General features: G+C 59.0%; 13 protein-coding genes. 3 read left to right on the top strand and 10 right to left on the bottom strand.

Going from position 1 to position 14,343, the window contains the following annotated elements:
* Window positions 1-98: 98 nt before the first annotated feature.
* The 9 genes from panC to dksA all read right to left on the bottom strand — a co-directional run bounded on the left by panC (window position 99) and on the right by dksA (window position 10,756).
* Window positions 99-959: a pantoate--beta-alanine ligase gene (gene panC / locus B195_RS19280; protein ID WP_003439655.1), complete on the bottom strand. Its 861-nt coding sequence runs from the start codon at window positions 957-959 to the stop codon at window positions 99-101.
* Window positions 956-1,756, bottom strand: coding sequence for a 3-methyl-2-oxobutanoate hydroxymethyltransferase (gene panB, locus B195_RS19275; RefSeq protein WP_003439657.1), 801 nt, complete (start codon window positions 1,754-1,756; stop codon window positions 956-958). The genes panC and panB overlap by 4 nt, the downstream gene beginning before the upstream one ends.
* 196 nt (window positions 1,757-1,952) lie before the next feature.
* Window positions 1,953-2,462 (bottom strand): 2-amino-4-hydroxy-6-hydroxymethyldihydropteridine diphosphokinase, encoded by a 510-nt coding sequence (folK, locus tag B195_RS19270; RefSeq protein WP_037001329.1) that lies wholly within the window; start codon window positions 2,460-2,462, stop codon window positions 1,953-1,955.
* Window positions 2,463-2,465: 3 nt separating this feature from the next.
* A complete protein-coding gene (locus tag B195_RS19265) occupies window positions 2,466-3,860 on the bottom strand; it encodes a polynucleotide adenylyltransferase PcnB (RefSeq protein WP_003439661.1) in 1,395 nt (464 codons plus the stop codon).
* Window positions 3,861-4,595: 735 nt separating this feature from the next.
* Window positions 4,596-6,029: a sigma-54 dependent transcriptional regulator gene (locus B195_RS19255; protein ID WP_003439663.1), complete on the bottom strand. Its 1,434-nt coding sequence runs from the start codon at window positions 6,027-6,029 to the stop codon at window positions 4,596-4,598.
* A 22-nt stretch (window positions 6,030-6,051) separates the two neighbouring features.
* The gene (locus tag B195_RS19250) at window positions 6,052-9,006 is read right to left on the bottom strand and encodes a sensor histidine kinase (protein ID WP_191985159.1); all 2,955 of its coding nucleotides are present in this window, start codon (window positions 9,004-9,006) and stop codon (window positions 6,052-6,054) included.
* A complete protein-coding gene (locus B195_RS19245; protein WP_003176118.1) occupies window positions 8,990-9,166 on the bottom strand; it encodes a hypothetical protein in 177 nt (58 codons plus the stop codon). The genes B195_RS19250 and B195_RS19245 overlap by 17 nt, the downstream gene beginning before the upstream one ends.
* Window positions 9,167-9,244: 78 nt before the next feature.
* Window positions 9,245-10,141, bottom strand: a complete 897-nt coding sequence (gene gluQRS / locus B195_RS19240) for a tRNA glutamyl-Q(34) synthetase GluQRS (RefSeq protein ID WP_003439666.1) — start codon at window positions 10,139-10,141, stop codon at window positions 9,245-9,247.
* Window positions 10,142-10,315: 174 nt separating this feature from the next.
* On the bottom strand, window positions 10,316-10,756 hold the full coding sequence (gene dksA / locus B195_RS19235; RefSeq protein WP_003439669.1) for an RNA polymerase-binding protein DksA: 441 nt from the start codon (window positions 10,754-10,756) through the stop codon (window positions 10,316-10,318).
* Between the two features lie 322 nt (window positions 10,757-11,078).
* Here dksA and B195_RS19230 point away from each other — a divergent pair, with 322 nt between their 5' ends.
* A complete protein-coding gene (locus B195_RS19230; protein WP_003439674.1) occupies window positions 11,079-12,251 on the top strand; it encodes a pyridoxal phosphate-dependent aminotransferase in 1,173 nt (390 codons plus the stop codon).
* Window positions 12,251-12,958, top strand: a complete 708-nt coding sequence (gene sfsA, locus B195_RS19225) for a DNA/RNA nuclease SfsA (protein ID WP_003439677.1) — start codon at window positions 12,251-12,253, stop codon at window positions 12,956-12,958. The genes B195_RS19230 and sfsA overlap by 1 nt, the downstream gene beginning before the upstream one ends.
* Here sfsA and B195_RS19220 read toward each other — a convergent pair.
* A complete protein-coding gene (locus B195_RS19220) occupies window positions 12,941-13,279 on the bottom strand; it encodes a Rieske (2Fe-2S) protein (RefSeq protein ID WP_003439680.1) in 339 nt (112 codons plus the stop codon). The genes sfsA and B195_RS19220 overlap by 18 nt on opposite strands.
* Window positions 13,280-13,454: 175 nt before the next feature.
* Here B195_RS19220 and B195_RS19215 point away from each other — a divergent pair, with 175 nt between their 5' ends.
* Entirely contained in the window at window positions 13,455-14,330 is an 876-nt protein-coding gene (locus tag B195_RS19215; RefSeq protein WP_003439686.1) for a hemin ABC transporter substrate-binding protein, read from the top strand.
* The last annotated feature ends 13 nt before the right edge of the window (window positions 14,331-14,343 follow it).

The following is a 14,343-nucleotide window of genomic DNA, read 5'->3' as shown; positions in this document are numbered from 1 at the left end:
TCGGTTTTGTCTGACAACAGGCCGTAACTTTTGTCACCGCTCTGTTATACAAGATGAAACGTTTCAGTGGTGGTGTGGTGGCCACACAATCGGTGCCGTTAAAGCCCGCTGTCGAGATTGAGATGCACGTTGTCGATCAGGCGCGTGGTGCCCAGGAACGCGGCCACCAAAATCACCAGGTCGCGGTCAGTCGCCAGAGCCGGGAGCAAGGTTTGTCCATGGCGCACTTCCAGGTAGTCCATGCGAAAGCCAGCAGCTTCGATTTGTTCCCGATGCAGGGCGGTCAGCTTTGCAAAGTCGCGTTCGCCTGCGTTGATGGCTTTGCTCATTGCTTTGAGGTGGCGATACAACTCAGGCGCTATGGCACGCTGCTCCGGGCTCAGGTATCCGTTGCGCGAAGACAGGGCCAGGCCGTCGTCGGCCCGTACGGTGGGCTCGCCAATGATCTGGAGCGGCATGTTCAGGTCATGGACCATGGCCCGAATAACCGCCAGCTGCTGGTAGTCCTTCTGCCCGAAGATAGCCAGGTCGGGCTGTACCATGTTGAACAGCTTGCTGACCACTGTGGTCACACCGTCGAAATGCCCCGGGCGGCGGCTGCCACACAGTTCATTGCTCAGCTGTGCCGCGGTAACACGGGTCAGCCCGGTCATGCCATGGGGGTACATTTCTTCAACGGTTGGGGCAAACAGCAAATGGCAGCCCGCCTGCAGGAGTTTTTCCTGATCGGCGGCCAGGGTGCGCGGATAAGTATCCAGGTCTTCGTTGGCACCGAATTGCAGCGGGTTGACGAAAATGCTCGCCACTACAAAGTCCGCCTGTTGAGCGGCGGTGGTGACTAACGCAGCGTGGCCGCTGTGCAGGTTGCCCATGGTTGGAACCAGGCCGATTTGCTTGCCTTCGCGGCGCGCGCGGGCAACAGCCGCGCGCAATTCGCGAACAGTTTTAACAGTGTTCATGCAGAGAATCCGTGCTCGGTGCCAGGGAAGCTGACGGCTTTGACTTCAGTCACGTAAGCGCCAAGTGCTGACTGGATATCGGGTTGGCCGGTCATGAAGTTTTTTACGAACTTGGGGACGCGTCCGGTCAGGGACAGGCCCAGCATGTCGTGCAGTACCAGCACCTGGCCGTCGGTGTCGCTGCCTGCACCAATGCCGATCACCGGGATTTTTACGGCGAGGGTGATTTCTTTTGCCAGCTCGCTGGGTACGCATTCGAGCAGCAGCATGGCCGCTCCTGCCTGTTCCAGGGCGATGGCATCGGCCCGCATCTGCCGCGCCTGGTTTTCGTTGCGGCCCTGGACCTTGTAGCCGCCCAGTACGTTCACTGTCTGCGGGGTCAGGCCCATGTGCGCGCATACCGGAATCCCGCGCTCGGTCATCACGCGAATCGATTCGGCGAGCCACAAAGCGCCTTCTACCTTGACCATATGTGCGCCTGCTTTCATCAGCAGGGCACTGTTGTTCAAGGATTGCTCGAGCGTCGCGTTCGCCATGAAAGGCATGTCCGCGAGTATCAGTGCGTCCTGGTTGCCGCGCTTGACGCAAGCCACGTGGTAGACCATTTCGCCCGTGGTGACTGGCAGAGTGCTGTCATGCCCTTGCAGAACCATGCCCAGGGAATCGCCTACCAGTAACACTTCAACACCTGCCTGATTGCAGGCGTGGGAGAAGGTGGCGTCATAGCACGTCAGCATGGTGATTTTCTCACCTTTTTGCTTAAGGCTTTGCAGGGTGGTCAGGGTGATAGCTGGCATGAAAAGGATCCTCGTCAGGCAGTGTGATAACCACTGCGAGTAACGCGCGTGATTCATCGTTATAGGCAGGTACACCTTTATGGAGGGTGCTTGTTAAGCCTGCTTTTCACATTGCGCCGTCCAGTGGACGGCAGCGGGATGCCTATAGTCGTGACGAGCACACGGGAAGTCAATTCCGGGTGTTACTGGCGGAGTGTTACCGCGCCGGTTGATTCGATTCAGCGATGGGGGGAAGGCGCTCCAGACCGACAAAAGGGCACTCAGCCAATAGTTGGGCGAGGCTACGGCCATCGGCGAGGGTGAGCGTGGCGGGTGCCAGTTCGGCCAGCGGGTAGAGCACGAAAGGACGGGCCTGCATATGGTAGTGCGGGACTTTCAGGCGGGGGGTGTCGATCAGTCGGTCGCCGAACAGCAGGATATCCAGGTCCAGTGTGCGCGGGCCCCAGCGTTCGTGACGCTCGCGGCCCTGGTCGATCTCGATGGCTTGTAGCGCATCGAGTAACTCCAGGGGTTCCAGTTCAGAGTCGATAGCTGCCACCGCATTGGTGTAGCGCGGCTGACCGGGTAACAACGAGTCGCTTTGATAGAACGCTGAGACTCCGGCGAACCGGGAGTCAGGCAATTGCGCCAGCGCTTGTATGGCGCTGCGCAATTGCTCAGCCGGGTCAGCCAGATTGCTGCCCATTCCGATATAGATCCGTTCCATCGCTTACTCGTCCGCGGCGCCGCTGCGTTTGCGCTTGGTTGCGCTGGTGCGGCGGCGCTTGCGCGGGGCGGGCCCGGTGCCGTCTTCCTTGGCGTTGCTCAGGTCGCGGATCATGTCACGACGGCCACTGTCATTGGCGTCCTGATACTCGGTCCACCATTCGCCCAGGCCATGGGTCTCTTCGCCCGCGACTTCGCGCAAGAGCAAGAAATCATAGCCCGCACGGAAGCGCGGGTTGTCGAGCAGCATGTCGGCGCGTTTGCCACTGCGGCGCGGGAGACGCTCCTGCATGTCCCAGATTTCACGAATCGGGATCGTGAAGCGCTTGGGAATGGCGATGCGCTGGCATTGCTCGGCGATCAGTTCGTGTGCGGCTTCCTGCATGGCAGGGATAGGCGGCATGCCACGTTCCTGCAAGTACTCCACGCGAGCCGGCAGGGCAGGCCAGAGCAGGGCTGCAAACAGGAATGCCGGGGTAACCGGCTTGCCTTGCTTGATGCGCAGGTCAGTGTTGCGCAGGGCTTCGCTGATCAGGGTATGGGTGTAAGTCGGGCTATGTTCCAGTGCCTCGGCGCTGGCCGGGAACAAAGGATCGAACAGCTGAAGGTCGACCAGCATTTCGAAGGTGTCGCAAGCGTTACCCGAGAGGAACAGCTTGAGCACTTCCTCAAACAGGCGTGCCGACGGGATCTCGCGCAGCATGGGTGCCAGTTCGCGAATTGGCGCCGCGGTATGCTTTTCGATACCAAAGTTGAGCTTTGCGGCAAACCGCACGGCTCGCAGCATGCGTACAGGGTCTTCCTGGTAACGCTGTTGCGGGTCGCCAATCAGGCGCAGCAAGCGATTGCGAATATCGTGTACGCCGTTGGCGTAATCGAGAATGCGTTCGCTGACCGGGTCGTAGTACAGGGCATTGATCGTGAAGTCACGACGCTGGGCGTCTTCTTCAAGGGTGCCGTATACGTTGTCGCGCAAAATGCGCCCGCTTTCATTACGCGAGGACTGGTTGCTGTCTTCCTCTTCGTCGTTTTGCGGGTGATTGGCACGGAAGGTGGCGACCTCGATGATTTCGCGACCAAAGTGGATATGCACCAATTTAAAGCGGCGACCGATGATTCGCGCATTGCGAAATTCGGCCCGCACTTGTTCGGGCGTCGCGCTGGTGGCGACGTCGAAGTCTTTTGGCGTGATGTTGAGCAGCATGTCGCGTACGCAACCGCCGACCAGATAGGCCTGATAACCGGCGTTCTGCAGGCGTTCGACGATATTGACCGCGTACCGGCTGAACTGGGCACGTTGCAGCGAGTGCTGGCTGCTGTTGAGCACTTCAGGGGTGCTGCGCAGTTGTTGCGTGCGACGCTTGGGGGAACGGAGTGACTGGAACAGCTTCTTCAGCATGGGATGCACTGTTTGAAGGAATGTTCGGCCAAAACGAAGAATGACCGCATGATGGGCGGGGATTCTAGCATTTAGTCAGGGGATGGTGTAGGAAGCTGAGCCGCTCTTGCGAGGGAAGCTGCAAGCAGCAAGTGAAAATAGCTGCAAGAGGCCTGAAGTAGAGCCTGTGAGGAAGTTTTTTCTGAATTGCAGAAACTACAAGGGGAGCCGAAGCTCCCCCAGAAGTAGTTGCGTGCTCTATTTTTATTATTGATTGCGGGCTTTTTGTTTTTGTTGATCGCCCCGGTTACAAAGGTCTTGCCTGTGTAACCCTCCCAATCGGGAGATAAGAGCAAACGGATTGCTTTGGTCGCTGTGTTGATGTGATCCGTGATCCGACTAGTTCAGGCTCTGCTTTTTAAGTGCAGTTTTTGTTGTTCTCTGCCTAGCCATGGGGCAAGCCCCAATCACAACACCTCTCCAAAAGAATCAGTTAGCTGCGCCTCCGCCGTGTTGTTTTTGTTATGCGTGAGCCGATACGTCTTATTTTTATTGTGTGCTGCTGTGATTCTTATTGTTCTTGTACGGATACATATAGCAGGTGTCGTGCCAACTTTTGTACGGGCCAGAAAAATAAGGGGTTTTCGGGGTTTTTGCTTTTTTCAGGGCAAAAAAAAGCCGGGTCTTCGTTACCGTAAGACCCGGCTTTTGTTACGTGATTAAACTGCGGTAACAGTTTTTTCACCTTTGACCCTGTTACCCCTCACTGGCGACGCCGGTTTTCCTGCGCGGGATGCCCAGCCGCTGGCGCCGTTCCCACAGGCATTTGCGACTGACGCCCAGCTTGCGCGCCAGTTCGGTCTCGGTCATGTGATCCTGGTGCTCAAGCACGAAGTGCTGAAAGTAGTCTTCCAGTGACAGATCTTCGGTCGGATCAAGGCTGGTGTTACCGCTGCTGATGCTCTGCTGCGGGCCCAGGCCGATGAAGTCATCGTCATGCAAATCGCTCAGTTCAATATCGATACCCAGTAGTTCGGCAGAGATTTCCGGGCTTTCGCACAGAATGACGGCCCGCTCTACAGCGTTCTCCAGTTCGCGAACGTTACCTGGCCATGAGTAATGGCTGATGGCGCGTTCGGCATCCGGGGCAAACTTCAGGTCGGTGCGGCCGACGCGAGCGCTTTGGCGGGCGAGAAACGCGTGGGCGATTTCGTTGACGTCAGCCCCGCGCTCGCGCAAAGCCGGGAGCTTGAGAGCGATTACGTGCAGGCGGTAGTAGAGGTCTTCGCGAAACTGGCCGACTTTGGCCAGGCTCTTGAGGTCGCGGTGGGTCGCGGCGATAAGGCGTACATCCACTTTTTGCGATTGCACCGAGCCCACACGACGGATCTCGCCTTCCTGCAGTACCCGCAGCAGGCGGGCCTGGGCTTCGAGGGGCAACTCGCCGATTTCATCGAGGAACAGTGTCCCGCCATCGGCAGCTTCTACCAGCCCGGCGCGGCCCGCACTGGCGCCGGTGAAGGCGCCTTTTTCGTGGCCGAACAGTTCGGACTCGATCAATGACTCGGGAATGGCTGCGCAGTTCACCGAAATCATCGGTGCCTTGGCTCGCCTGGACAGGTTGTGCAGGGCGCGGGCGACCAGCTCTTTGCCGGTACCGGACTCACCCTGAATCAATACATTGGAGTCGGTAGGCGCCACTTTGCGGATCTTGCTGTACATGTCCAGCATCGGCGGGCAGGACCCGATGATGCCAATCTCGCCGTTGCTGTTATCCACAGTGCCTTTGTCCGTGCTGCCGGCCTTGGCAGGACGTTCGGCAGACGTGCTCTGGAGGTTTTGGCGATCCCGCAGGATGCGCGCAACAGCTTGCAGCATTTCATCGTGATCAAAGGGTTTGGCGATATAGTCGACGGCACCCATTTTCATCGAATCCACAGCCGAGCGCAGGCTCGCATAGCTGGTCATGATGAGCACCGGCTTGCCTTGCCCGAGTTTTATCAACTCGGTGCCCGGAGCGCCTGGCAGGCGCAGGTCGCTGACAATCAAGTCGAACGAGGGAATGCTGAAGCGCTCCTGCGCTTCCTGTACCGAGCCGGCTTCGCTGACCTGGTACTGGTTACGCTCCAGTAAACGGCGCAATGCGGAACGGATGATGGTTTCATCTTCGACGATCAAAATATGCGGCATTGATTCGGTTCTCTCGACGGTCTCAGTTCACAGCGGACGTCGCTTCGACATGACGCGGAAGTGTCACCCGGATACGGGTTCCGCGTTGGCTTTGAATGTCAGCCGGGCTGTCGATGGTGATTTGTCCATAATGCTCTTCAACGATGGAATAGACCAGTGCAAGGCCCAGACCTGTGCCTTCACCCGGGTCCTTGGTGGTGAAAAAAGGTTCGAACAATCGATCGATGATGTTCTTCGGAATGCCGGTGCCTTCGTCTTCCACGATCAGGTCGACCGTGTGCTCGCTGGCTTCGCTTTTGACTCGCACGGCACTGCCGGCGGGCGAGGCGTCACGGGCGTTTGACAGCAGGTTGATCAACACTTGGGCCAACCGTTGAGGATCGCCATCGACCCAGTGATCGGGGTCGCACAGGTTGTAAAACTGCACTTCGAAATTACGCCGGTTCAAGGCCAGCAATCCAATTGCATCCTGGGCAACCTCGGCCAGGCAGACCGGCTCATCGTTGTGCTGGTGACTGCCGGCGTGGGCAAAGCTCATCAGGGACTGGACGATGCGCGAGATGCGCTTGGTCTGCTCGAGGATCTGGCTGCTGATCTCGGTCAGCTCGCTGTCGTCCTCGCGTTCTTCGCGCAGGTTTTGCGCCAGGCAAGCGATACCCGTGACCGGGTTGCCGATTTCGTGGGCAACGCCCGCAGCCAGTCGGCCGATGCTGGCCAGCCGCTCGGAGTGCACCAGTTTGTCTTCGAGCATCTGGGTTTCGGTCAGGTCTTCGACCAGCAGCACCAGGCCGCTATTGCCCGGGGCCAGCGGTTCATCAATGGCCGCCTTGTGCAGATTCAGCCAGCGGGTCTGGCCGTCGAGGGCCAGATGCTGCTTGTGCAAGTGCTCGTCGGGCAAGTTGATGAACCCTTGCAGCAGCTCGCGCCATGGATCGCCCAGGGTACTCATGCGTGAACCGACCACGCGCTGTGCCGGGATACCGGTCAGCTCTTCCATGGCCTTGTTCCACATCAGGATTTCCTGGTCCTTGGCCAGTGAGCACACTCCCATCGGCAGCTCTTGCAATGTCTGTCGGTGGTAGCGGCGCAGGGCGTCAAGCTCGGCGGCCAGGCCGGTCAGACGGGAATGGTAATCCTCAAGCCGGCTTTCGATGAAGTGAATGTCTTCAGTGACATAGTTTTCGCCGCCGGACTTGTAGGGCAAGAAGGTTTCGACCATATCCTGGGCCACGCTGGGACCCATCAGGCCCGAGAGGTTGGCTTCGATCCGGTCGCGCAGGCGGCGCAGGGCATAAGGGCGGCGTTCATCGAAGGGCAGGAACAGGTCGCGCAGCGCTTGCTCGACTTCTTTTTGCGCCGCCTTTGCCCCCAGCGGCTTGGCCAGTTGAGTGGCAAATTCCTGGGGCGAGGCTGCATGCAGTTCACGCCGTTGCGGGCGTCGCACGTTATCGACGGCACAGGCTTCGGCGGCACTGGCTTCTTCCGGGCTGGCATTGGTAAACAGGGAAATCAGGGTAAACATCAGAACGTTGGCCGCCAGCGAGGCAATGGCTGCCATATGCCAGCTGGTGTCATCCAGAACATAGATCATGTTCAGCCACGGGATGTAGAACCCCTGGAAATCGCCGATCAGCGGGAACAGCATACTGGCCATCCACACCAGAATCCCCGCCAGCAAGCCGGCAATAAATCCGCGTCGGTTGGCCGTCGGCCAATACAGTACCGAGAGCACCCCGGGCAGGAACTGCAAGGTGGCAACAAAGGCCACGATGCCGAGGTTGGCCAGATCCTGTTCGGCCCCCAGCAGCAGGTAGAAGCCATAACCGGCCATGATGATGGCCACGATCAGCGCCCGGCGGGTCCATTTCAGCCAGCGATAGATATTGCCTTCGGCGGGCGGCTGGTAGAGCGGCAGGACCAGATGGTTCAAGGCCATGCCCGAGAGTGCCAGGGTGGTGACGATGATCAGACCGCTTGAGGCTGACAGCCCTCCCACATAGGCCAGTAACGCCAGGGGTTTGCTGTTGGCGGCGATGCCGATGCCGAGGGTGAAGTATTCGGGGTTGGTGGTAGCCCCCAGTTTCAGGCCGGCCCACAGGATCAGCGGTACAACCAGGCTCATCAGCAACAGGAACAGTGGCAGCCCCCAGCTGGCGCTGACCAGTCCGCGAGGGTTGAGATTTTCGGTGAAGGTCATGTGATACATGTGCGGCATCACGATCGCAGAGGCAAAAAACACCAGCAGCAGGGTGCGCCACGGGCCTTCCTGCAGCGGTGTATGCAGGGCTGCGAGGGCCGTCTGGTTCTGCAGCAGCCACACTTCCAGTTGTTGCGGCCCATCGAACACGCCATACAGCGCGTAAAGGCCCACGCCACCGATGGCGATCAGTTTTACTACCGACTCGAAGGCAATGGCGAACACCAGACCTTCATGTTTTTCCCGGGTCGCAATGTGGCGTGAGCCGAAGAAAATCGTGAAGAGGGTGATCAGCGCACAGAAACTCAGGGCCACGCGGTGCTGCACCGGTTCGCGGGTGAGGATGCTGATGGTGTCGGCCACGGCTTGAATTTGCAGGGCCAGCAGCGGTAACACGCCGATCAGCATGAAAATCGTGGTCAGGGCGCCGGCCCAGGTGCTGCGGAAGCGGAACGCAAACAGGTCGGCGAGCGATGAGAGTTGGTAGGTGCGGGTAATCTTGAGGATGGGGTAAAGCAGCACCGGCGCCAGCAGAAATGCCCCGGAGACCCCCAGGTAGCTGGATAAAAAGCCGTAGCCGTACTCGTAAGCCAGCCCGACGGTGCCGTAGAACGCCCATGCGCTGGCGTAGACGCCGAGGGACAAGGTGTAGGTCAGCGGGTGACGAATGATTGCACGCGGGATCATGCCGCGTTCGCTGATCCAGGCAACGCCAAACAGTACCGTCAGGTAGGCGGCGCTGATGAGGATCATCTGGGTCAGGCTAAAGCTCATCGGCATCTTTTTGGCTCTGCAAAATAAAGGTCACAACGATCAGAATCAGCCAAAGCAGATAAGGCCTGTACCAGGCGCCCGTGGCGTCGATCCACCAATCCATGATGGCGGGAGAAAACAGGTAGATCCCGACAACCAGCAACAGGACCAATCGATAGATATACATCCCGCCCTCACTTTTACAGGCCGCATGCCCAAAAACGTGCGGCGATGGTAACGGATGGCTGGCAACCTGCAAGGGCTGTCAGCGTAATTGCGCTTCGGCCAGGGTGAGCGTGCGCGGGATCAGGCTGGCATTCCAGTGGGTGACAGCCCAGTCGAGGACTTCACGGGGGCTGGCATGGCAGAGGCGATCATCGGTGGCCTGGCCCAAGGTACGTAATGCGCGAAGCAGCAGCGGTGTGGCCTGGCTGGCCGTCAGGGGCGGCGAGCGATACGACTTGCCGAGTTTGTGGCCATCAGGTTGCACGATCAGCGGCACATGCAGGTAACGCGGCTGCGACAAGCCCAACAGTTCCTGCAAGTAGAGCTGGCGCGGTGTGGAGTCCAGCAAGTCGGCCCCGCGCACGATGTCAGTCACGCCCTGCCAGGCATCATCGAGCACCACCGCCAATTGGTAAGCATAAAGCCCGTCGCGGCGGCGAATGACAAAATCGCCGACTTCACGGCCCAAGTGCTGGCCGAAGGAGCCCTGCACCCGGTCTTCAAATCCATACACCAACTCGGGGACGCGCAAGCGTATTGCTGCGTTTTCCATGGAGTGCCCGGCATTGCGGCACAACCCCGGGTAAACCCCGTTGTAGCCTTCGAGTTGTTTGCGCGAGCAGGTGCAGGCATATGCCAGGCCTTGACTGAATAGTCGATCAAGCACCTGGGCGTAGGCGTCGTGACGTTCGCTCTGGCGCACCAGTTCGCCATCCCACTCAAAGCCGTAGCGCTCCAGGGCGTCGAGAATCGCCGCCTGGGCGCCGGGCATTTCCCGTGGCGGGTCGAGGTCTTCCATGCGCAGCAGCCAACGTCCGCCCACAGAACGGGCATCCAGATAGGAGGCGAGGGCGGCAACCAGTGAGCCAAAATGCAGATGGCCACTGGGCGTCGGGGCGAAGCGCCCGATGTAGGAGGGGTTCGAGGAGGCAGTCATGACTTGGATCCTGGGCGCACCCTCTGTGGGAGCGGGCTTGCCTGCGAAGGTATCACCGGGGGGGCAGACAGGCAGAACCGTCCGCACCGCTGGCGCGCCAGCTCCCGCGATGGAGTCGCAAATTACAGAAACAAAAATGGGGCGTTCGCACGCCCCATCTGGTCAGGCCGGCGATTACTTGCCGACTTGTTTTTCCTTGATTTCAGCCAAGGTCTTGCAGTCTACGCACATGTCGGCAGTAGGACGGGCTTCAAGTCGACGAATGCCGATTTCGACGCCGCAGGATTCGCACCAGCCGTATTCTTCGTCTTCGATCAACTGCAACGTCTTGTCGATTTTCTTGATCAGCTTGCGCTCGCGATCGCGGGCACGCAGTTCCAGGCTGAATTCTTCTTCCTGGCTAGCGCGGTCGGCCGGGTCAGGAAAGTTTGCCGCTTCGTCTTTCATATGATCAACGGTGCGGTCAACTTCCTGCATCAAGTCCTGTTTCCACTTTTGCAGAATCTTGGTGAAGTGTTTGCGCATGGGTTCGCCCATGTACTCTTCGCCCTTCTTTTCAACGTACGGTTCGAAACCGCTGAGTTGACTATTCTGTTGCTTAGCTTGTGTGGGCATGAAATGGACCGCCTCTCATTCTTCTAATCCATTGCGCAGGATTGCAACATCACCGACACCTGCCGGCCCTGCGGCTGCAAGCGGGCGAACTTACCAGATCAAATCGGGCCGCGCTACTCCCGGTTGTCTAGCCCGTTGCCAGTGGCCATGTGCAGAGCCTGTGATGCTTGAGATTAGTGGCTGAATATTAATTTTAGCCGAGCTATGACCGATGCTTGCGCTGATTGGTTCTACTGACTGGCAATCTAAGAGCCTATTTAACTCTCCCTTGCGGCGGCGCTTGGGTAGAATCGGGCTTTTGCTTACCCAGGAAGGCAGGCTCATGGCTCAGTCTTACAGTGCGCGCAGTCGCGCGATCGAACCGTTTCACGTAATGGCATTGCTGGCGCGTGCCAACGAGTTGCAGGCGGCGGGGCACGATGTGATTCACCTGGAAATTGGTGAGCCGGACTTCACCACTGCTGAGCCGATCATTGCTGCCGGCCAGGCGGCGCTGGCCGCGGGTAAAACCCGTTACACCGCGGCCCGCGGCTTGCCGGAACTGCGCGAAGCCATTTCCGGGTTTTACCAGCAGCGTTACGGTCTGGACATCGACTCTTCACGCATTTTGATTACCCCTGGTGGTTCCGGAGCCTTGCTTTTGGCCAGCAGCCTGCTGGTGGATCCGGGCAAGCACTGGCTGCTTGCCGACCCGGGCTATCCGTGTAACCGACATTTCCTGCGTCTGGTTGAAGGGGCGGCGCAACTCGTACCTGTCGGTCCGGAGGTGCGTTATCAACTGACAGCCGATTTGGTTGAGCGCTATTGGGACCAGGACAGTGTCGGGGCGCTGGTGGCTTCCCCGGCGAACCCCACCGGCACGATTTTGAGCCGTGATGAGCTGGCCTCGTTATCGGCAGCAATCAAGGCGCGTAACGGGCATTTGGTGGTGGATGAGATCTATCACGGCCTGACCTATGGCTGTGATGCGGCCAGCGTGCTGGAAGTTGATGACAGTGCGTTTGTGCTCAACAGTTTCTCCAAGTATTTCGGTATGACCGGCTGGCGGCTGGGGTGGCTGGTCGCGCCGCCGGAAGCTGTGGCTGACCTGGAAAAGCTGGCGCAGAACCTCTACATCAGTGCTCCGAGCATGGCCCAGTATGCTGCGCTGGCCTGCTTTGAGCCGCAAACGCTGGCTATTCTGGAAGAGCGCCGGGCAGAATTCGGGCGTCGTCGCGACTTTTTGCTGCCGGCGCTGCGAGAGCTGGGGTTCGGTATCGCCGTAGAGCCGGAAGGTGCGTTTTACCTGTATGCCGATATCAGCGCGTTTGGTGGGGATGCCTTCGCATTTTGCCGGCACTTCCTTGAAACGGAGCACGTGGCCATTACTCCGGGCCTGGATTTTGGTCGTTTCCAGTCAGGTCACCACGTCCGTTTTGCCTACACCCAAAGCCTGCCGCGCTTGCAGGAAGCCGTTGAGCGGCTGGCTCGTGGCCTGCAGAGCTGGAAAGGCTGATGCGCTTTTCTCCGGCGCTGGAAGAAGGGCGTTTGCTCAAGCGATACAAGCGCTTTCTGGCCGATATCGAAACGGCTGCGGGCGAGTTGATCACCATCCATTGTCCGAATACCGGTTCGATGCTCAATTGCATGGTCGAGGGCGGGCAAGTCTGGTTCAGTCGCTCCAACGATCCCAAGCGCAAGCTTCCCGGGACCTGGGAAATCAGTCAAACCCCGCAAGGACGCTTGGCGTGCGTGAACACCGGGCGCGCCAATCGCTTGATCGAGGAAGCACTGCTGGCGGGGGTGATTACAGAGCTCAATGGCTTCACGGCGCTCAAGCGTGAAGTGGCTTACGGGCAGGAAAACAGCCGGATTGATTTTCGGCTGGAGTACCCCGACGGCTATGCCTTTGTCGAAGTTAAAAGTGTCACCCTGGGATTTGACGACTCGCCGGTAGCGGCTTTTCCGGATGCCGTAACGCAACGTGGCGCCAAGCATTTACGTGAGCTGGCGACTCTGGCCCGCCAGGGCGTACGTGCGGTGCAGTTGTATTGCGTCAATCTCACGGGAATCGACGCGGTACGCCCGGCTGAAGAAATCGACCCGGGCTACGCAGCCGCATTGCGCGAGGCAGTCGCTGCCGGGGTACAGGTGCTGGCTTATGGTGTGAGCCTGACGTCCGATGCCGTGATGGTTGATCGTCGCCTAGAGGTCATCCTCTGAGGCCTGCAGGGTGATCCAGATGCCCTGACTGTCCTCGTGGCAGTCAATGGCAGTCAAGGATTGCCCGGCGCAAGGCCCGGCAACGCATTCACCCGTTTCTATCAAAAACAGTGCGGCGTGGGTGGCGCACTGGATCAGACTGGCGCTGGCATCGAGGAATTGGTCCGGTTGCCATTCCAGAGGCACACCGCGATGGGGGCAACGGTTTTTGTAGGCATATACCTGGCCGTCGCGGCGAATTGCGAACAGGCGCGTGCCATTGTGCTCGAAGCCGCGGCTGCTACCTTCAGTCAGCGTCTGCGAGGGGCATAAAAACTTCATGACTATCCTTAATCGCACCTAAACCATTGGTCGATGGCGCGGGTTAGAGCGGGTTAGAGGTTGACGTGCAAATGCAAACAATTATCAAATAGCCCTTTGCTCTGCGATCTACTGTTTCCACGGTGTGGCAATTGTGTTGCCGCCCTAAGCCCTCTTTAGCAAGGAACCTCACTGTATGCGCTTGAGTACCCGCCTGATTACGCTTTGTGCAGGCCTGATGATCAGTCATGCCGGCATGGCTGGCGAGTTGCCACAACGCTGGGTCAGTGCTGGCGGTGCACTCTCTGAGTGGGTCAGTGCATTGGGCGCTGAGTCTAAATTGGTTGGGGTCGATACCACCAGCCAACATCCTGAATCACTTAAATCGCTCCCCAGCATCGGCTATCAACGTCAGCTCTCGGCAGAAGGGATTCTGAGTTTGAAACCGGATGTGTTGATAGGCACCGACGAAATGGGCCCGCCACCCGTTCTGGCGCAGATACGCAGTGCCGGTGTGCCGGTTGAGATGTTCTCGGCGCAGGCCGACCTGGCAAGCCTGGAGGCTACGCTCAAGCACTTGGGGCGCCTGTTGGGTGACGAGGCGCAAGCCGCACACCTGTTCAAGGATTACCAGCAGCAACTGCAGGCGCATCAGCAGCAAGTCACCCGGATCAAAGCGCTTCACGAGGCACCCGGAGTGCTGTTGCTGTTGGGGAATGCGGGCGGCAAGCCTTTGATCGCCGGCAAGGATACGGCCGCGGACTGGCTGCTGACTCAGGCGGGCGGACATAACCTTGCCACCCACACGGGCTACAAGCCGTTTTCGGTCGAGGCGCTGGCCGGGTTGAACCCCCAGGTCCTGGTATTCGCAGACCGTAGCCTGACCGGCGAACAGGCCCGCAAAGCACTGATGAAAGAAAACCCGATTCTGGCTTCGATCCGAGCAGCCAAAAACGGTCGGGTCTACGAGTTGGACCCGACGCTGCTGGTGGGCGGCCTTGGGCCGCGTCTGCCGGCCAGTTTGAAGCAGCTGACGGCTGAGTTTTACCCTGAAGGTGCAGTTAATCCATGAGGACACTGGTCAA

Source organism: Pseudomonas sp. Lz4W (assembly GCF_000346225.2).
Taxonomy (GTDB): domain Bacteria; phylum Pseudomonadota; class Gammaproteobacteria; order Pseudomonadales; family Pseudomonadaceae; genus Aquipseudomonas; species Aquipseudomonas paraversuta.
The sequence above is the reverse complement of the archived record's forward strand: the minus strand, read 5'-3'. Positions and strand labels throughout refer to the sequence as shown.

Coding starts and splice junctions, on each gene's coding strand:
- panC (WP_003439655.1), bottom strand. CDS start 959: ATGAACACTGTTAAAACTGTTCGCGAATTGCGCGCGGCTGTTGCCCGC.
- panB (WP_003439657.1), bottom strand. CDS start 1,756: ATGCCAGCTATCACCCTGACCACCCTGCAAAGCCTTAAGCAAAAAGGT.
- folK (WP_037001329.1), bottom strand. CDS start 2,462: ATGGAACGGATCTATATCGGAATGGGCAGCAATCTGGCTGACCCGGCT.
- B195_RS19265 (WP_003439661.1), bottom strand. CDS start 3,860: ATGCTGAAGAAGCTGTTCCAGTCACTCCGTTCCCCCAAGCGTCGCACG.
- B195_RS19255 (WP_003439663.1), bottom strand. CDS start 6,029: ATGCCGCATATTTTGATCGTCGAAGATGAAACCATCATCCGTTCCGCA.
- B195_RS19250 (WP_191985159.1), bottom strand. CDS start 9,006: ATGCCGATGAGCTTTAGCCTGACCCAGATGATCCTCATCAGCGCCGCC.
- B195_RS19245 (WP_003176118.1), bottom strand. CDS start 9,166: ATGTATATCTATCGATTGGTCCTGTTGCTGGTTGTCGGGATCTACCTG.
- gluQRS (WP_003439666.1), bottom strand. CDS start 10,141: ATGACTGCCTCCTCGAACCCCTCCTACATCGGGCGCTTCGCCCCGACG.
- dksA (WP_003439669.1), bottom strand. CDS start 10,756: ATGCCCACACAAGCTAAGCAACAGAATAGTCAACTCAGCGGTTTCGAA.
- B195_RS19230 (WP_003439674.1), top strand. CDS start 11,079: ATGGCTCAGTCTTACAGTGCGCGCAGTCGCGCGATCGAACCGTTTCAC.
- sfsA (WP_003439677.1), top strand. CDS start 12,251: ATGCGCTTTTCTCCGGCGCTGGAAGAAGGGCGTTTGCTCAAGCGATAC.
- B195_RS19220 (WP_003439680.1), bottom strand. CDS start 13,279: ATGAAGTTTTTATGCCCCTCGCAGACGCTGACTGAAGGTAGCAGCCGC.
- B195_RS19215 (WP_003439686.1), top strand. CDS start 13,455: ATGCGCTTGAGTACCCGCCTGATTACGCTTTGTGCAGGCCTGATGATC.